Source organism: Janthinobacterium agaricidamnosum NBRC 102515 = DSM 9628, from assembly GCF_000723165.1.
In the GTDB taxonomy this organism is placed as follows: Bacteria; Pseudomonadota; Gammaproteobacteria; order Burkholderiales; family Burkholderiaceae_D; genus Janthinobacterium; species Janthinobacterium agaricidamnosum.
The window spans coordinates 2494148-2512850 of record NZ_HG322949.1 but is presented as its reverse complement, the minus strand read 5'-3'; the positions used below and the strand labels follow the sequence as shown (position 1 = coordinate 2512850).

Genomic DNA, 18703 nt, shown 5'->3' with positions numbered 1-18703 from the left:
GCCTGGCGCGTCATCCGCCCCTCCCCCGCACAATCAGTCGATACCCTGGCTCTTCAGGTACTCTTCGTAATTGCCGCTGTAATCGACGATCTCGTTTTCCTTGATCTCGATGATGCGGTTGGCCAGCGACGACACGAATTCGCGGTCATGCGACACGAAAATCAGCGTGCCGGCGTATTTTTCCAGCGCGATGTTCAACGATTCGATCGATTCCATGTCCATGTGGTTGGTCGGTTCATCGAGCAACAGCACGTTGTGGCGGCCCAGCATCAGCTTGCCGTACATCATGCGGCCCTTTTCACCGCCGGACAGTACCTTGACGGCCTTCTTGACATCGTCGCCGCCGAACAGCAAACGGCCCAGGATAGAACGCACGGCCTGGTCGTCGTCGCCTTCCTTGGTCCACTTGCCCATCCAGTCGGTCAAGTTGGTATCCTTGGCGAAATCTTCGGTCGGATCTTGCGGCATGTAGCCGACGTTGGCGTTTTCGGCCCACTTGACGCGGCCTTGATCCGGCTGCAAGCCGGCCATATCGCCCGCGATGCAACGCAGCATGGTGGTCTTGCCGGCGCCGTTGGCGCCGATGATGGCGATGCGCTCGCCCGCTTCGACCATGATGCTGAAGTTCTTGAACAGCTGGCGGTCGAAACCTTTCGAGATATTCTCGACTTCCACCGCCAGGCGGTGCAATTTCTTTTCGCCGTCGAAACGCACGAAGGGATAGGCGCGCGACGATGGCTTGATATCGTCGACCTTGATCTTTTCGATTTGCTTGGCGCGCGACGTCGCCTGGCGGGCTTTCGATTTATTGGCGGCGAAACGGCGCACGAATTCCTGCAATTCGGCGACCTTGTCTTTCGCTTTGGCATTGTTGGCCAGTTGCTGGTTGCGCGCCTGGGTCGAGGCGAACATGTATTCGTCGTAATTGCCCGGATAAATCTTCAGCGTGCCGTAATCCATGTCGGCCACGTGGGTGCAGACCTGGTTCAGGAAGTGGCGATCATGGGAAATGATGATCATCGTCGAATTGCGCTCGTTCAGCACGTCTTCCAGCCAGCGGATGGTGTTGATGTCCAGGTTGTTGGTCGGTTCGTCGAGCAACAGGATATCCGGATTCGAGAACAGCGCCTGCGCCAGCAACACCCGCAGTTTCCAGCCGGGCGACACATTGCTCATCGGGCCGTGGTGCAAATCGATCGCCACGCCGGCGCCCAGCAACAGTTCGCCGGCGCGCGATTCAGCGGTATAACCGTCGTATTCGGAGACTTTGCCTTCCAGTTCGGCGGCCAGCATGTAGTCGTCGTCGGTGGCTTCCGGATTGGCATAGATCGCGTCGCGCTGCTGGATCGCGGCCCACATCTCGGTGTGGCCCATCATGACCACGTCGAGTACGCGCATGTCTTCATAGGCAAATTGATCCTGGCGCAATTTACCGAGCCGCTCGTTGGTGTCGAGCATCACATTGCCTGCCGACGGCTCCAGGTCGCCGCCGAGAATCTTCATGAAAGTCGATTTGCCGCAGCCGTTGGCGCCGATCAAACCATAGCGGTTGCCGTCGCCGAACTTGACGGAGATATTTTCAAACAATGGCTTTGCGCCAAATTGCATCGTAATATTTGCGGTGGATAACATGTAAGGTGATTATTCTTTATTCAGTTAAATCAGGTAGTTAGATACTTTCTCTTTATTATACAGCACCGACTGGCCGCTATTCTATAAACCGCCGGCCGGCAAGGGCTGGCGGCGGGATTGTGTGGCGAGGCATATACTGTCTGGTCCATCACCAACGAGCCTTGGAGCAAGCTGATATGACACAGACGATTCACCATAAAAACCTGACGACACGCCGCGCCGTGCGCGCCGACTTGCCGCGCCTGCTGGAATTGCTGGCCGACGATGTGCTGGGCCAGGCCCGCGACGCGGCCGGCAGCGACGACAGTGTGTATGTCCAGGCATTCGAGGCGATCGATACCGACGCCAACCAATACCTGTTGCTGGGCGAACTCGATGGCCGCGTGATCGGCATGCTGCAACTGAGCTATATCCCCGGCCTGAGCCGGCGCGGCGCCTTGCGCGCCAATATCGAAACGGTGCGCGTCGACAGCAGCTTGCGCGGCCAGGGCATTGGCCACTGGATCATCGCCCAGGCCTTGCGACTGGCGCGTGAACGGGGCTGCAATGTTGCTCAACTGACCAGCGACAAGACCCGCACCGAAGCGCACCGCTTTTATGCGCGGCTGGGATTTAGCGCCAGCCATGAAGGTTTCAAGATCCAGCTGACGGCATAAGCCGGACTTCACCACATGGCCGAAGTACTGTATATTTATACAGCCATTTAAAAACAACCATGTGGAGTCGCCGGTGAAACAACCCAGGATCGTCATGACGGAAGCGCCACATGCGGCGGCCATGTCCCAACTGGCGCAAGGCTTAAGCCAGTTCAATATCGATATCAGCGGCATCGACGATCACCGCCCGCTGGCGGTCTTGCTGACCGATCCGGACACCCAGGCGGTACTGGGCGGCATCAGCGGACGCACCTCGCTCGGCTTGCTGTTCATCGACCTGTTCTATTTACCGGAAACCTTGCGCGGCGGCGGTTTTGGCAGCACCCTGCTGAAAATGGCGGAAGATGAAGCCCGCCGCCGCGGCTGCCGTTCAGCGGTGCTATACACCATCAGTTTCCAGGCCCCCGGCTTTTACCAGCGCCAGGGCTGGTCGGTATTTGGCGAAATCCCCTGCCAGCCGTCGGGCAGCAGCCGGGTATTCATGCGTAAGGATTTATCGTGAAGACCCGCCCGGCCCTGAGTATTGCTTCACTCTGGCAATGGCCGAGAGTGAAGTATTTAGCAATTTTAATGCACCAATCTTGCAGCGGCGAAAGCAACTCCGGCAAGTGATATCGTTATGCCAATGAATAAGCGAATCAAATTCGACTCAAGGTGCGCAAGATCGGCCTTGGTCGCAACGGTTATTGCCAGTAAGTGATCGGTAGCATCTGCACGAGTTTCCATCCGTGCCATTTTTTCTTCAACTTTTGCCATATCGGCTTTGGTCACCATCGCCGCCAGCATACTCGCTATATCGGCCTTGCTTGCCATCGTCGTGTCGAGACGATGATCGATGCCACCCAAACGCGTCTCCATGCGCACCAAGCGTTGCTTGGCATCCACGGCCAACTCTTCGAGCTTTTCGACACGATGTTCCATCGATTCCATAATAGCTCCTCCGATCCTTTATCAAGCCCGGCTCCTCGCATGCTGCTCGGAGCAAGTTGTTTAAGCGGCGCTGGCAATACTCAATTTAGTTGGCAACCTAATAAAGAAATGAAACAACACTCTCCTTCTTCTTTTTTTAATATCTTCACATTTTATTTATTATAGTAACCGTACCACGTTACCCGTTTGATATTAATCGACAAAACGAGCTGCACCACTCATGCCTGTCGTCCGCCCAGCACATAGTGCCGCCACAGCGCCTCGGCCGGCCCCTGCTGGTAGCGCGCCATCCACCAGCGGCTCAATCCGGCCTGGAACAGCATCATGGCTAACGCCAGCAACATCAGTTGCGACGGCGTGATCGTGGCGGCCCAGCCCAGGCCGCTACCTTGCAGCAGCAAGGTGCCTGCCAGCGATTGCAGCAAATAATTGCTCAGCGCCATGCGGCCAACCGGCTCCAGCCAGCGGGCCAGCAACGCCAGCACCGTTTTCCGCGCCAGCACCAGCGCGGCGACATAGGCGGCGGCCAGCAAGGGGCCGGTGAAATACATCAGGTATTCCAGCAGCGGCACATTGATGGTCGCTTGATGCGGGTTGAGCGCTTGCAGCAACGCGGCACAAGCCCACAGCAGATTCAGCGGCAAGCCCAGGCCGAGGCCGAGCAGGCGCACCCGGCGCCATGCGGCACGATGCCGTTCGGGCCGGGTCAGCCAGCCGAGGCGCACCGCCAGCATGCCCAGCAAAAACAGGGCGATGGTATGCGGCAGCATCAGCACACCGGCCAGTTGCGCGGTCACATAATCGCCGGCCCGTTGCCAGGCGATGTCCGGCAAGGAACCTTGACTGTAGACGGCGCGCAAGTTCTCGGCGGCCAGCCAGATATCGTTCACTTCGCGGTAGGAAATCACCACGCCCAGCAACAGGTACAAGGCCAGGATGACCGCGGCGAAGGCCAAGGCTGCCGTCAATACCGCGCGGCAAATGCGGTGCACCGGCGCGGTCGACAGGCGCAGGATCAGCAAGCCGCTGAAGGCATACGAGGTCAGCACGTCGCCGCTCCACACCAGCATGCCATGCAATATGCCGCAGCCGAGCAGCCACATCAGGCGGCGCCAGTAACGGGCTTGCGCCGCCTGCCAGTTGCCCAGTTGGCGCTTCAGGCTGCGGGTTTGCAAGGCGAAACCGGCGCCGAACAGGAAGGCGAAGATCGGATAAAACTTCAGTTCCGCCAGCAAGGCGACGCCGAACACGGCCAGGCCATCGAGCACCGACGCATCTGGCGGCAACACGCCATAACGCAGCGACGACGTGCCCCACGCAAAGCTCCAGATATTCACCAGCAAGATGCCGAACACCGCCAGTCCGCGCAAGACATCCACATGCAGCAGGCGCGGCGCGGTCATCGTCGCGCCATTCAGCCGGCCGGCAAGGTCGGATAATCGGTGACGCTGAGCTCAAAACCGTCGGCATCGGAACGCAGCCGCGCCTGGCCGCCGAACGGCAATGTGACGCGGCGCTTGATGTGGCCGAATTCCAGCCCGGTCAGCAGCGGCACCGGCAGGCGCTGGCGCAGATAGGCCAGCATCGCGTCGAAGTCGTAGCCATTGTCTTGCTCGCCGAGCCGGTACAGCGAAAAATCGCCCAGCAGCACCGCTTGCTGGCGGCCGATCACGCCGGCATGGAATAGTTGCAGCAACATGCGTTCGACCCGGTACGGATGTTCGTTGACGTCTTCGACGAACAGGATGCCGCCATCGATGTGCGGGAAATACGGCGTGCCCAGCAAATGCACCAGCATCGCCAGGTTGCCGCCCCATAATTTGCCGGACAGATCGACCTGCGGATTGCCGCTGGCCCTGGCGGTGATCGTGTGGCTCGGGCCTTGCAGGCAATCCCATAATTGCTGCAAGGTGAAATCGACCGGCTCATCGCGGATGAAATCGTCGCAAAACATCGGTCCGGCAAAGCTGCCCCGGCCGGTCCTGGCCATCAAGCCCATGTGGAAGGCGGTGAAATCGCTGTAGCCGACGAACAGTTTGCCGCTGGCCGCCATCGCATCAAAATCGATGTCCGGCAAGATGCGGCTGATGCCGTAGCTGCCGCGCAGCGCCATCACCACCTGCACTTCGGGGTCGGCGGCGGCGGCGTGCAGCTGCGCCAGCCGGCCCGCCTCGGTGCCGCCGAAGCGCTGGAATTTTTGCGCCGGGTCGTAGTAATTATGGACCAGGCAGCCCTGCTCGCGCAGGCGCTCGATGCCGCGCTGCAGCGCATCCGGGTCCAGCGCGTAACCGCCGGGGGCGGCAATCGCGATGCCGATTTGGGGTGTTTTCAAGATATCTCGATCAGATGGTGGCTCAGCGTTCGTCTCAGCTTTGGGCGATTTGCGAACTCGACTGCGCTGCCATCTTACCGTGCAGATGCCCATCGATCAAGGCGAGCAGGCGTTCGATCAATTGCGCCGGCAAATCGTGGCCCATGCCTTCGATCAGATGCAGATCGGCACCTGGAATCAGCGCCGCCGTATCGATGCCGCAAGCGGCCGGTATCAGCGGATCGGCCATGCCGTGAATCACCATGCTGGGACAAGTGATGGTTTTCAGCAATCCGGTACGCTGGCCCGAGGCGGCAATCGCCGCCATCTGGCGCGCCATGCCGGCCGGGCAACTGCCGCGCGTCAAAAACTGTTCCACGTGCTGGCGCATCACCCTGTCCGGCGTCGGATACGCCGGGCTGCCGATCAGGTGCGCGCTGCGCGCCATGTGGGCGATCACCTGCTCCCGGTCCAGCGGATTTTTCGGCCGGCTCAGCAGCGCCTTGCGCGCCGTTTTTGCCGGTCCCGGCAAACCGCGCCGGCCGCTGCTGGACATGATCGACGTCAGGCTCAATGTACGCCGCGGAAAGCGCGCCGCCATCACCTGGGCGATCATGCCGCCCATCGATACGCCGATCAGGTGCGCCTGCCGGATCTTCAGCCCATCCAGCAAGCCCAGCGCGTCGTCGGCCATGTCGTACAGCGTGTAAGCGCTGCGCACCTTCCAGCCCAGCACATTCTTGATATAGAGCAGCGGCAAGTTCGGCGTACCGAACTGGTCCAGCTTGGTCGACAGGCCGGCATCGCGGTGATCGTAGCGGATCACATACAAACCCTGTTCCACCAGGCCGTCGACCAGGTCGATCGGCCAGGAAATCAATTGCATGCCCAGGCCCATGATCAGCAATACCGCCGGATCGCGCGGATCGCCATGGGTGTCATAGGCGATGGTCATGCCGTTTGCGCTAAGGGTCGCCACGATATCGTTTCCTTACAGTCCAAACAGCAATAACGTTCTATCCATACGACAATCAATATGGATTGAGCATACCATTTTTCAGGCCGGCGCCCTGCTACGCTGTGGTGCGTTCAATCGTGTGTCCAAAATGCAAAAAACCCGCAGCCAGGCAAGGCTGCGGGTTTCAAGAAAGCTGATCACTGACTATTTTGCCGCGCGCGGCAGGCTGGCCGCCAGGTCGTCCCACGCTTGCGGTTGCGGCTGTCCACGCTCGCGCACGCCGAAGAACGACACCACTTGCTCACCTGTCTTGTCGAAGAATTCGACCGAGGTGACGCCGCCGCGCTTGACTACCCAGCCGCTGGTGAAGGCCGAGTCGCGCAGATGCAGGTTGAATTCGGGATCGAGCACATTGTAAAAGCCGCCCCCTTCCGCCGTCTTGTTGATCTTGCCGCTGAAAATCTGCGTCAATCCTTCATTGCCGAGGAATACCATGATCGCCACTTGCTGCTTGGCGGCATCGTCGAGCAGCTTGCGCACCGCTTGCGGCGCGATGCGTTCGGCCGCGCCGGCCGGCGCCAAGCGCAGCGCCTGTTCGCGCGACAGGCCGAACTCGCGCAGGATGCGGGCGAATTGATGCACGTCGGTCATCTCGGTCCATGCCAACTGAAATTCCTTCAGGTCGACCTGGGCGTCGGCCTTTTCAGGCACGGCCGGCGCGGCGGCGGCCACCTTCAGGTCGGCCTCCTGTTGCGGCGCGCGGAAGTCGGCCACCAGCTTGTCGAATGGCGCAATGCCGGCATCGTTGCGCAGGAATACTTTATGCACCGAGGTGCCGTGGCTGTCGAAAAATTGCAGGCTGCGCGCCGGCTTGCCGTCGCGACCGGCTTGCGTGACGGCAAACGCATACGTCCAGTCGGCAAAATGGAAACGCAAGTCGATCTCGCCGCCCAGGTAGCCGCCGGCGATATTGCGCATGCGCGCTTCGCGTTCGGCATCCTTGTCCTTGTCGCCGGTCGGCGCTGGTTCCGGCTGTTTCAGGCGGCTGGCGGTGCCGGTGCGCTCGATGACGCCGTTTTCGTTGCGGGTGGTGGCCAGTACCAGGCCCAGGTCCAGCGCGCGGCGCATGATTTCACGCGGATTGTTGCCGTCGGCCAGCAGGCGCGTCACGCCGCTACCGAGCTTGGTCGCCAGCAAGTCGGCTTCGGACACGCCCAGGGTACGGGCCGCATCGCGGATTTGCAACTTCGGCTGTTCGCTGCGCAAGGTGCTCCAGCGCTCGGCCAGGTTGGCCGGGGCCGCGTGGGCCTGGGCGATCAGCAGGCTGCCCAGCAGGGCGACAACAAGTTTTGTAAGCTTCATGGACATTCCGTTAAAAAACAAAGAAAAACAGGAGACGATGCACGCCTCCCGCGAACCGCATGACAATAATTAGTCAGGTTAACTAATCGGGATTAAAAGCTGACGGTCAGGCTGGCCGCCACATTGCGCCCGGCCATCGCCTGGCGCTGGATATCGCTGTGCGACGCGCCGCCGGTGTCCGCCACCAGGCTGCGCGACGAGGCATAGTCCCAGTATTTGCGGTTGCCCAGGTTGTACACGCCGAATACCAGCTTGGCGTTTTTATGCACATTCCAATAGGTCGACAAGTCGAACAAGGTGTAGCCCGGCACCGCGAAATTCGGCGTGACGACGCCATTGACCGACTGGTCAGGCGCCTGCTTGGCGCCAACCTTGACGGCGGTCAGGTCGATGCCGAACAGTTGCGACGCATGGTCGTAACCGATGCTGAACGTGCCCTTGTAAGGCGCCACCGACGCCAGCGGCGTGCTGATGCCGGTCAGCTTGTCTTGCGACGAACCGCGCGTCAGGCCGGCGGCGGCGTCGACATACCAGCCTTGCATGGCCGGCGACCAGCTGCCCAGCTCGGCCCGCGCCGACACTTCGCCGCCCCAGGTGCGGGCATTGCCGATATTTTCAGGACGGAACAAACCAAACGTAATCGTCGGGTAATTCACCGGATCGGCCGGCTGCGCCTGATAGTCGATGAAGTTGTTGTATTTGGTGTAGAACAGCGCGCTGCGGAAGGTCAAGCCCTTGGTCGCCGTGCCCTTCAGACCGAGTTCAAAAGCGTTGCTGGTTTCCTTCTGCAAGTTCGGATTGCCGAGTACCGCATAACCGTTGCCGGCGCCGGTGTAACTGAAGGAATCGTAGGTGCCGGTGCGTTCGGCCGCGGTCGGCAAACGGGTGCCGCGGCTATATTGGCCATACAGGTCCAGGTTGGGCGCCACTTCCACCGACAGGCCCAGGCCAGGCGTCAGGTAAGTATCGCTTTCTTCCTTGATTTCCTTGGCCGCGCCTGGCACCGCGATCAGGTATTGATCCAGGTTCTTCGGTTTCAGGCTGCGGTATTCGGCGCGCAAGCCCGGCGTCAGCGTGGCCTTGTAGCCGCCCAGGCCAAAACCCAGTTCATCGCGCACAAAGACCGCCACCTTGGTGGTGTCCATGTCGGCCATGCGGTTCTTCATCGTGATCTGGTGCGCGCCGGTGCTGATCACGGTGCGGTCTTCCAGCCATGGCCGGCGGGTCGAGGTCTGTTCCGCGCTGACGCCATAGGTCAGCGCATTGCCGGCGTTGACTTGCTTGAACGCTTCGCTGGTGACACCGTAGCTGTTGTTGAAATAGCCGGTATTGATCAGCCGGTCGTACCGCACCCGGCCGGTGATGTAATGCGCGGTGGTCTGGTCTTCGACCCTGGAGTTCTGCATGTAAATCTTCGACGTCAGCGTATCGAACAGCGCCACATCCTTGACGGCGATGGTATGCCCGAGGCTGAAGCGGTTGCGGCGGGTGGTCGAATCCTGGCTGGCGCCGTCCGGATACGCGGCGCTCTGCTTGTTCAGGTAGACGCGCTTGTTGTCGCGCTCGTAGGCGTCAATGGTGAAGTCGATTTTCTGGTCGCCCGGCAAGGCCCACACCAGCTTGGTCAAGATCGCGTTCGAGCTCCAGTTGTCCGGGTTCAGCGGAGAGTCGCCGAGACTCTTGGTTTCACTGCCCTTGCGGTGCACCAGCACGGCCAGCGCCTGCAGATTGCCGACCCGCGCCGCGCCGGTCAGCGTATTGGCGGCGGCGCGGTCGGCCGCGGTATAACCGAGCTTGTAGCTGACATAGCTGTCGCGTCCGTTGCCCAGGAAATCTTCCGGCGACTTGGTGATAAACGCCACGCTGCCGCCCAGGCCCGGCGTGGCCGCGCCGGCCGGCGAGGTGCCGGAACCGATACGCACTTCATGGAAAGTTTCAGGATCGAAGTATTCGCGGCCGATGCCGAAGCTGTTCAAGCTGGTCGCGTCCGGTTTCGGCGCGGCGTCCGGCAAGGAAATGCCATCGATGTCGAGGCTGACCCGGTTACCTTCGATGCCACGGATGTTGTAGCCGCTATTGCCCGAGCTGTCCCACACCGACCCGCTGCCGCTGGCCGAAATCGGCGCGCTGATCAACGGTTCATAACGCACCAGGCCGGCCAGGCCGGTGACGTTGCGGCGTTCCAGTTCCTCGCTGGTGATGACGGTGCGCGTGCCGGGCTTGCGCACATCGTCCTGCCTGGCCTGTACCAGGATTTCCGGGAATACCGCCTGTTTCGACGGTTCGTCGGCATGCCCCGGCAACGGCGCCGCGAACAAGCCCAGCAAGGCGGCCTTGACGGCCAGGTTGAGACGGCGTGGAATAAAAGAAGCAAACGAGGACGCAACCAGCGGCTGCAAATGCACTGTAGTCATGATAATCCGGGTTAAGAGTGAGGGGCTGGCTCTTGAACCCGTTTTGGCACACAGTGCTACAGGGAAGATTGCTGGCGTATGCGCAACACTTTAACACGAATCATTCTCATTCGCAATTCGATGTGTAGCATAAATGACTATATGCTACACTTTTCCCTGCAACGGAAACTTGCTGGAATATTGATCGGTCCGTATCAATTACTGGATAAACCAGCGCCCCGCCGGCCCCGGCGGCGCATCCTTGCGGTGAATCGCATGCATCGAAAACGCCGCGCCGATACCGGGATGCGCTTCGACGTCGAGTTGCACCAGCGCGCCGCGCTCCAGGTCGTCGGCCACCATATGGCGCGGCATATAACCCCAGCCGAGGCCGCCGCGCGGGCGTCGCTCAACAACGCCTTGCCGGCCTCGGTCAATGCCGGATAGCGGCCCTTGCGGCAAAACAGCGCCAGGCCGATCTGCTGCTCCAGGTTGGCCAGCGTCTGGCTGACCACCGACTGGGCCCGCCCCAGCTTGCGCCCGGCGGCGGAAAAACTGCCTTCATCGGCTGCGGCGATGAAGGTACGCAACTGGTCCATCGACATGGCGTCCAACATCTATCGATCCTTTAGATATATTCCATCTAAATATATAGGCTTCCCCGATGGAAGTCCAGCCGCTACCATGACTGCATCGTTTTCCGAACAGGAGTCTTTGATGAGCGCAGTCCCCAACATCCCGGTCCGGCAAGTGCTGTACCGCTCGCGCGGCCGGCGCCACGGCTGGTTCAACCGCTTGATGAGCCCGTCCGACCTGGGCCAGCATATCAAACCTTTCATCTTCCTCGACGATTTCGACATGGCCGGCGATGCGGCGCGCGGCGATGGCTTGCATCCGCATTCCGGCATCGCCACCGTCACGCTGGTGCGCTCAGGGCAAATGGATTATCTCGATACCAGCGGCGGCCGCGGCAGCCTGGCGGCCGGCGACGTCGAATGGATGCAGGCCGGCGGCGGCGTGTGGCATGGCGGCAGCGTCAAGCCGGGCCAGCGCGTGCGCGGTTTCCAGTTATGGCTGGCCTTGCCGCCGGAAGATGAAAACGGCCCGGCCCACAGCCGCTACCTGGCCCCGGCCGAGATTCCCTCGGCCGGTCCGGCGCGGGTGATCCTCGGCAGCTACGGCGCGGCGGACAGCCTGATCGCCACCCGCGCATCGCTCAATTACCTGCATGTGACGCTGAAGGATGGCGAACGCTGGAGCTACCAGCCGCCGGCCGGCCATGACGTGGCCTGGGTCGCGCTGGCGCAAGGCGCCTTGCAGGTGTCCGGCGTTACCTTACAAGAAGAAATCGCCGTCTTTGAAGAGTCAAGCGCGCCGCTCCACTTCAGCGCCAGCGGCGACACCGACTTTGTGCTTGGCTCGGCGGCCAGGCATCCGCATGAGCTGGTGATGGGCTACTACTCGGTGCACAGCAGCGCCGCGGCCTTGCGCCAGGGCGAAGCGCGGATCGAACACATACGCAGCGACCTGAACATTTAATCCAAGCAAGCAAGAAAGCCTGTCACATGAACCATAGCCAGTACAACAATAGCCTGGCGCTGGCCGACCGCATCTTGATGAGTAGCTGGCGTATCGACGCCAAGGCCACAGCACAGCACGCTTGAGCTCTTATTTAACGCGCTGCTTCTCCAGCTTGCGCGCCAGGGTGCGGCGATGCATGCCGAGCCGGCGCGCGGTTTCTGAAATATTAAAATCGGTTTCCGCCAGCGTCGCGTGGATCCGTTCCCACTCCAGCGTCTTGATCGACGTGGCCCGGTTGGTCAGTTCGATCTCGCTGCTGCCGGCCACGTGCTTGAAGGCGGCCTCGATATCGTCGGTATTCGACGGTTTCGCCAGGTACTGGCAAGCGCCCAGCTTGATTGCCTCGACCGCGGTATTGATGCTGGCGAAACCGGTCAGCACGACGATCAGCATTTCCGGATCGTACTGGTGCAGCATTTGCACGCAAGCCAGCCCGGAAGTATTGCCATTCAATTTCAAATCCACCACCGCATATTTCGGCGCATGCTGCAACAGCATCGCGCTGGCCTCTTCCTGGTTAGAGGCCAGCAATACGTGGTAGTCGCGCCGCTCGAACGAGCGGCCGAGGGTGCGCGCGAATGCGGCGTCGTCTTCGATGATCAACAGCAAACGATCAGATGGCATGCGGTACTTCCTCTTCGATGATAATGGCCGACAGCGGCAAACTCAGTTCGACCACCGCCCCGCCCTGCGGCCGGTTGCGCACGTGGACGTTGCCGCCCAGGGTGCGTGCAACATTGACGACCAGAAATAGTCCCAGTCCGCCGCCGGGACGGCCCTTGCTGGAATTATAGGGTTTGCCGAAATGTTCCAATATATCGGACGAAAAGCCGGGACCGGCGTCGGTAATCACCAGGTGCAGCGCATCGCCGGCGCAGCGGGCTTCCATGCTCAGCCATTCAGGCGACGCTTCCAGCGCATTGTCGAGCACATTGCAAATCATTTGCTTCAGCGCCGAATCGAATACCACCGGCAAGTCTTGCTCGATCAAATTGTCGTAGCTGAATGCCCCGACCGGCCGGCTGGCGCGCCATTCGTCGGCCAGTTCGTCGAGGAAGGTATGGATGGTGGTCTTGACCGACGATTCGCCGCGCGCCTCGCCGGCCGACAGCAAGATGCCGCTGACGATGCTTTTGCAGCGTTGCAACTGAGTTTGCATTTCGCTGATTTCTTCCAGCAATTCGGCATTGCTGGCGAATTCCGGCATGCGGCGCCAGTCGCCGAGGATCACCGCCAGCGTCGCCAGCGGCGTGCCCAGTTCATGCGCGGCGCCCGAAGCGAGCAAACCCATGCGGACGATATGTTCCTCTTCGGCGGCGCGCTGGCGCAAGCCCGCCAGCTTGGCGGCGCCCGCCTTCAAATTGCTGGAAATACGGGTAATAAAAGTGACCAGCAACAAGGCGTTCAAGATGAAACAGATCAGCATGCCCTGCACATACAGGCTGGAAAATCCCCGCTCATGGTCGAACGGCAAGGCCAGCGGCTTGGAAAACAGCGCCAGTCCGCCCAGGCACACGCTGGTGATGGCGACGATGGTCCAGGTCGACCACGCTTCCAGCAGCACCGCGCTGAGGATCACTTGCAGCAGGTACAGGAAAGCAAATGGATTGGTGGTGCCGCCGCTCAAATACAGTTGCGCGGTCAGGCTGGCCACGTCGACCAGCAGCGCAAAGAACAGTTCGCGGTTGGCGACCACGCGCCGTTCGTGCCAGCGCAGCTGGCTGGCGATATTGAAGGCGATCAGGCACGCCAGCACTTCCAGCATGTGCGGCAGCGGCAACGGCACGCCGAAACCGATGCTGACGCCAAAGATCGTGCTGACCTGGCCGAGTACGGCGATCCAGCGCAACTGTATCAGTTGCAGCATATTCTTGTGGCCGGCGGCGTGCTCCAGCACCGCCCCCGGCTTTTCCCGCCCGCCTGACGGCGTGGCGGGTGTTTCTTTAAAACGCGCCATCGTTGCTTTCTTGATTACTCTTTGCCGGAAAGTCGCGACCGCCGCTCCTGGCGCACCACCCAAAAAACGGCGCCGGCGATCATCAAGGCAAGAGCATACCAAGTCAAAGCATACACCAAGTGATTATTATGAAAAGAAATGACGGTCAGGCCGCCGGTCGGCGCATCCGGCGCGCCGGCAGACACCTGTTTCGCATCGGCGTCGACAAAATACGGCGCCACGTGCGTCAACTGATGCGCGCTGGCGATGGCGGCCACGTCGCGCGAATACCAGCGGTTGTTGGCCGGGTCGTTATGGCGCAGATAGGCGCCGCCCGGCTCGCTGATGCGCAGCAATCCGGAAATCGTCGATAACGGCGCAGATACCAAGGTCCCGGCCGCTTGCGCGCAGCTGCCTGCCACCGGATGGGGAACATTCGGCGGCGCGCCGATATCGCCCGGCACAAAACCGCGGTTGACCAGCACCGTATAACCGTCAGCCATGCACAACGGCGTCAGCAGCCAAAAGCCGCCGCCCAGCTCGGTGGTGGCTTGTACCCGGGTGGTTAATTGGTAGAGGAAATGTCCGGCCAGGCTGACATGGCGGTATTCATCGCTGTCGGCGGTCACTGCCGCCCAACGCCCGGGACCGGGTACGGCCACCGGTGCGGCATGCACGCGCTGGTCGACCCGTGCTATCAAGTCAAGCTTCCAGAACAGACGCTTGACTTGCCAGGAACCCAGTGCGACGAAGCCGGCAAACACCAGCCCCGCCAACATCACCAGGGTATACGACAGCGCCGCGGAGCGTCGGCGCGGCCGAGACTCGCTTCCCGCCCCCGCCTCGCTACGCGGCGCCTTCATCATGGCATGGTGCGCATGTCTTGCATTTGCTGAGCAGCGTCATGCATCATGCCAGGCATCATGTTGTGATTCAGGTGATACATGACCCAGATCGAACCGGACAAGCTGATCACCACCACCATGATCGTGAAGATCAGGGCCAGCATCGACCAGCCGCCTTCCGACTTGGTGTTCATGTGCAGGAAGTACACCATGTGCACCACGATTTGCACCGCGGCAAAACCCAGCAACACCAGGCCGGCCGTGCTCGACTTGCTGAACACATTGCCCATCACCATCCAGAACGGGATCGCCGTCAAGATCACCGACAGGACGAAACCGATCGCGTACGTCTTCAGGCTGCCATGGTCGGCATGGGTTTCGTGGTGCTCATGATGGTCATGGCCATCATGAGCGGAATGATTATGATGCTCGCTCATGGCAAGACTCCCATCAGGTAAACAAAGGTGAACACGCCGATCCAGATCACGTCCAGGAAATGCCAGAACATCGACAGGCACATCAGGCGGCGGCCGTTTTCAGGGGTCAAGCCATGCTTGCCCAACTGCACCATCAAGGTGATCAGCCATACGATACCGAACGTCACGTGCAGGCCGTGGGTGCCGACCAGCGCGAAGAACGAGGTCAGGAAACCGCTGCGTTGCGGACCCGCGCCTTCATGGATCAGGTGGCTGAACTCATACAGTTCCAGGCCCAGGAAGCAGGCGCCGAGGATGCCGGTGATGGCCAGCCAGACCATGGTGCTGCGCAAGTGTTTCGCTTGCATCGACAACATCGCAAAACCGTAGGTGATCGACGATACCAGCAGGAACGCGGTATTGAGCGCCACCAGCGGCAGGTCGAACAGTTCGGCGCCGGACGGGCCGCCCGCATAGTTGCGGCCCAGCACGGCGTAGACGGCGAACAGACAGGCGAAGATCAGGCAATCGCTCATCAGGTACAGCCAGAAACCCAGCAAGGTGCCGTTTTCCGGATGATGCTCGCGTACATAAAAACGCGAGCTCGGGTCGGCGCTCAGGGCGCCGGCTTTATTAGCGGTGATCTCAGACATGGCTTTCCAGCAAGCGAGTGCGCTCATTTTCCGTGCGGGTAACGTCTTCCGCAGAGATGTAATAATCGCGTTTGTAATTAAAGGTGTGGATGATGATCGCCGCCATCAAGACGATGAAACCAGCGATTACCGGCAGCCACATTTGCCAGATCAGCGCGAAGCCGACCGCGGCGCTCAGCGCGGAAATGATGAAACCGGCGCCGGTGTTCTTCGGCATGTGGATCGCCATGAAGTCTTTCACAGGACGCACATAGTTGTTTTTCTTCATATCCGCCCAGGTATCGTTGTCATACACTTTTGGCGTAAAGGCAAAATTATAGTCTGGCGGAGGCGACGACGTCGACCACTCCAGCGTACGGCCATCCCATGGGTCGCCGGTCACGTCGCGCAGTGCCTTGCGGTTCTTGATACTGACAGCGAACTGCATGATCATCGACGCGATGCCCAGGGCGATCAGGACGGCGCCGAACGCGGCGATCTGGAACCAGATTTGCAGCGAAGGATCGGCGAAGTGGCCCATGCGGCGGGTCACGCCCATCAAGCCCAGCACGTACAGCGGCATGAAGGCAACGTAGAAACCGATGACCCAGAACCAGAACGAGCATTTGCCCCAGAATTCGTCGAGCTTGAAGCCGAAGGCTTTCGGGAACCAGTAGTTAATACCGGCGAACATGCCGAACACCACGCCGCCGATAATCACGTTATGAAAGTGGGCGATCAGGAACAGGCTGTTATGCAGCACGAAGTCGGCTGGCGGCACCGCCAGCAGCACGCCGGTCATGCCACCGATCACGAAGGTGATCATGAACGCGATGGTCCACATCATCGGCAGCTCGAAACGGATGCGGCCGCGGTACATGGTGAACAGCCAGTTGAAAATCTTCGCGCCGGTCGGGATCGAGATAATCATCGTGGTAATGCCGAAGAACGAGTTGACGCTGGCGCCGGAACCCATGGTGAAGAAGTGATGCAGCCAGACCAGGTAGGACAGGATGGTGATCACGACGGTCGCATACACCATCGAGGTGTAGCCGAACAGGCGCTTGCTGCAGAAAGTCGACACGACTTCCGAGAAAATACCGAAGGCCGGCAACACCAGGATGTAGACCTCAGGGTGGCCCCAGATCCAGATCAGGTTGACGTACATCATGGCGTTGCCGCCCAGTTCATTGGTGAAGAAGTTGGTGCCGGCCAGACGGTCCAGCGACAACATGCCCAATACCGCGGTCAGGACCGGGAAAGCGGCAACGATCAGCACGTTGGTGCACAGTGCGGTCCAGGTGAAGACCGGCATTTTCATCATGGTCATGCCTGGCGCGCGCATCTTGACGATGGTGGCGATCAGGTTGACGCCGGACAGCAAGGTACCTACCCCGGCGATCTGCAGCGACCAGATGTAATAGTCGACCCCGACATCCGGACTGGCCAGGATGCCCGACAGCGGCGGATACGCCAGCCAGCCGGTGCGGGCGAATTCGCCGACGAACAGCGACGCCATCACCAGCACGCCGCCGAATGCACTCATCCAGAAGCTGAAGTTATTGAGGAATGGGAAAGCCACGTCGCGCGCGCCGATTTGCAGCGGCACCACGTAGTTCATCAAACCGGTCACCAGCGGCATCGCGACAAAGAAGATCATGATCACGCCGTGGGCGGTGAAGATCTGGTCGTAATGGTGCGGCGGCAGGAAGCCTTCCGAACCGCCGAAGGCGAACGCCTGCTGGGCGCGCATCATCAGCGCGTCGGCAAAGCCGCGCAGCAACATGATCAGGCCGAACACGATATACATGATGCCGATTTTCTTATGGTCGATACTGGTGATCCAGTCGCGCCACAACGGGCCCCACAGGCGGTAGTAAGTCATCAGGCCGAGCACCACCAGGCCGCCCAGCGCCACCATGGCGAATGTCACCAGCAGGATCGGCTCATGGAATGGAATCGCGTCCCAGCTCAGACGGCCGAAGATAAGCTTCGTCAAGTCAATATGGTCTAGCATTATTGTTTCTTCATTGTAATTGGGGGCGTGACGCAAATTTCAGCGCCGGCGTCGGCAACGGCAGGCAGTCCCGATTTTTGCTGGGCCATCTTGCTCATGTTGCTATCCTTGATGCGATTGGCATCGGTGGTCATCATATCCTTCATGCAAGTCGCATTCAGGTCGACGCAACGGTTGACGATGGCGTCGAACAATTGCGCTTCGACCGCACCGTAATGACGCACCGGATCGCGCTGGCTAGGTTTTTCCAGTTCCACATATTCCGCGCGCTTCAGTTCGCCGCCAGCCTTGGTCTGGGCGACCCAGGCATCGAAGTCGGCCGAACTCATGCCGTGGAACTTGAAACGCATGTCCGAAAAACCGGCGCCGCTGTAGTTGGCCGAGAAGCCGTCGTACACGCCAGGTTTGTTGATGACCGCGTTCAACGTCGTTTCCATGCCCGGCATGGCGTAGATCTGGCCGGCCAGTGCTGGAATGTAGAACGAGTTCATCACGGTCGATGCGGTGATCTTGAAGCGTACCGGCACATCCACGGGCGCCGCCAATTCATTCACCGTCGCGATGCCCAGGTCCGGATAGATGAACAGCCATTTCCAGTCCAGCGCCACCACTTGCACGGTCAACGGCTTGTGGCCGGCCGCCAGCGGACGGTGTTCGTCGATGCGCGCCAGCGGACGGTAGGGATCGAGCGTGTGGGTGCTGATCCAGGTGATCAGGCCCAAGGCGATGATGATCAGCAGCGGCGCGCCCCAGATCACCAGCTCAAGACCGGTCGAATGATCCCAGTCGGGGGTATATTTCGCTTCCGTGTTGCCTTTGCGATAACGCCAGGCAAAAATAACGATCAGGGCGATCACCGGAATAATGATCAGCAGCATCAACAGCGTCGAAACAACGATGAGGTTTCCCTGCTGAACGGCAATGTCTCCGGAAGGATTCATCACCACCGTATTGCAAGCTGCCAGCAATCCGAGTGGTAATAACATCAATCCGCGACGAATTATTGAAATAATCATGCGGTGTGTGCAATACAT

At 60.3% G+C, this 18703-nt stretch carries 17 protein-coding genes and 1 pseudogene; 3 read left to right on the top strand and 15 right to left on the bottom strand.

Going from position 1 to position 18703, the window contains the following annotated elements; genetic code table 11:
* Positions 1-33: 33 nt before the first annotated feature.
* A complete protein-coding gene (locus tag GJA_RS10785; protein ID WP_038491957.1) occupies positions 34-1632 on the bottom strand; it encodes an ABC-F family ATPase in 1599 nt (532 codons plus the stop codon).
* 176 nt (positions 1633-1808) lie between these two features.
* On the opposite strand from GJA_RS10785, the gene GJA_RS10780 reads away from it, so the two are divergent.
* Entirely contained in the window at positions 1809-2288 is a 480-nt protein-coding gene (locus GJA_RS10780) for a GNAT family N-acetyltransferase (RefSeq protein ID WP_038491954.1), read from the top strand.
* Between the two features lie 73 nt (positions 2289-2361).
* On the top strand, positions 2362-2790 hold the full coding sequence (locus tag GJA_RS10775; protein WP_038499453.1) for a GNAT family N-acetyltransferase: 429 nt from the start codon (positions 2362-2364) through the stop codon (positions 2788-2790).
* 65 nt (positions 2791-2855) lie between these two features.
* On the opposite strand, the gene GJA_RS10770 is transcribed toward GJA_RS10775, so the two are convergent.
* From GJA_RS10770 to GJA_RS28790, 7 genes and pseudogenes are all read right to left on the bottom strand, one after another.
* Positions 2856-3218 (bottom strand): hypothetical protein, encoded by a 363-nt coding sequence (locus GJA_RS10770; RefSeq protein WP_061301641.1) that lies wholly within the window; start codon positions 3216-3218, stop codon positions 2856-2858.
* 218 nt (positions 3219-3436) lie between these two features.
* On the bottom strand, positions 3437-4621 hold the full coding sequence (locus GJA_RS10765; RefSeq protein WP_038491949.1) for a DUF418 domain-containing protein: 1185 nt from the start codon (positions 4619-4621) through the stop codon (positions 3437-3439).
* 11 nt (positions 4622-4632) lie between these two features.
* Positions 4633-5550, bottom strand: a complete 918-nt coding sequence (gene ldcA / locus GJA_RS10760) for a muramoyltetrapeptide carboxypeptidase (protein WP_038491947.1) — start codon at positions 5548-5550, stop codon at positions 4633-4635.
* Positions 5551-5584: 34 nt separating this feature from the next.
* The gene (locus tag GJA_RS10755) at positions 5585-6508 is read right to left on the bottom strand and encodes an alpha/beta fold hydrolase (protein WP_038491944.1); all 924 of its coding nucleotides are present in this window, start codon (positions 6506-6508) and stop codon (positions 5585-5587) included.
* 183 nt (positions 6509-6691) lie between these two features.
* A complete protein-coding gene (locus tag GJA_RS10750; protein ID WP_038491941.1) occupies positions 6692-7849 on the bottom strand; it encodes a hemin-degrading factor in 1158 nt (385 codons plus the stop codon).
* Between the two features lie 92 nt (positions 7850-7941).
* Entirely contained in the window at positions 7942-10263 is a 2322-nt protein-coding gene (locus tag GJA_RS10745; RefSeq protein ID WP_038491938.1) for a TonB-dependent hemoglobin/transferrin/lactoferrin family receptor, read from the bottom strand.
* Positions 10264-10628: 365 nt separating this feature from the next.
* A pseudogene (locus GJA_RS28790) lies at positions 10629-10859 on the bottom strand (LysR family transcriptional regulator); the annotation flags it as partial.
* A 100-nt stretch (positions 10860-10959) separates the two neighbouring features.
* Between GJA_RS28790 and GJA_RS10735 the strand changes: the two are divergent.
* Complete coding sequence (locus GJA_RS10735) at positions 10960-11781, top strand: pirin family protein (RefSeq protein WP_038491935.1); 822 nt, start codon at positions 10960-10962, stop codon at positions 11779-11781.
* A 129-nt stretch (positions 11782-11910) separates the two neighbouring features.
* On the opposite strand, the gene GJA_RS10730 is transcribed toward GJA_RS10735, so the two are convergent.
* The 7 genes from GJA_RS10730 to cyoA are packed head-to-tail and all read right to left on the bottom strand — an operon-like array spanning position 11911 to position 18685.
* Positions 11911-12447, bottom strand: coding sequence for a response regulator transcription factor (locus GJA_RS10730; protein WP_038491932.1), 537 nt, complete (start codon positions 12445-12447; stop codon positions 11911-11913).
* Positions 12437-13780, bottom strand: a complete 1344-nt coding sequence (locus GJA_RS10725) for an ATP-binding protein (protein ID WP_038491929.1) — start codon at positions 13778-13780, stop codon at positions 12437-12439. The genes GJA_RS10730 and GJA_RS10725 overlap by 11 nt, the downstream gene beginning before the upstream one ends.
* A gap of 14 nt (positions 13781-13794) precedes the next feature.
* On the bottom strand, positions 13795-14625 hold the full coding sequence (locus GJA_RS10720) for an SURF1 family protein (protein ID WP_038491926.1): 831 nt from the start codon (positions 14623-14625) through the stop codon (positions 13795-13797).
* Positions 14622-15041 (bottom strand): cytochrome o ubiquinol oxidase subunit IV, encoded by a 420-nt coding sequence (gene cyoD / locus GJA_RS10715; protein ID WP_038491923.1) that lies wholly within the window; start codon positions 15039-15041, stop codon positions 14622-14624. Before cyoD ends, GJA_RS10720 begins: the two co-directional genes overlap by 4 nt.
* Positions 15038-15673: a cytochrome o ubiquinol oxidase subunit III gene (gene cyoC / locus GJA_RS10710; RefSeq protein ID WP_038491920.1), complete on the bottom strand. Its 636-nt coding sequence runs from the start codon at positions 15671-15673 to the stop codon at positions 15038-15040. Before cyoC ends, cyoD begins: the two co-directional genes overlap by 4 nt.
* Positions 15666-17669, bottom strand: coding sequence for a cytochrome o ubiquinol oxidase subunit I (cyoB, locus tag GJA_RS10705; RefSeq protein ID WP_038491916.1), 2004 nt, complete (start codon positions 17667-17669; stop codon positions 15666-15668). The genes cyoC and cyoB overlap by 8 nt, the downstream gene beginning before the upstream one ends.
* A complete protein-coding gene (gene cyoA / locus GJA_RS10700) occupies positions 17669-18685 on the bottom strand; it encodes a ubiquinol oxidase subunit II (protein ID WP_038491913.1) in 1017 nt (338 codons plus the stop codon). The genes cyoB and cyoA overlap by 1 nt, the downstream gene beginning before the upstream one ends.
* Between the last annotated feature and the right edge of the window lie 18 nt (positions 18686-18703).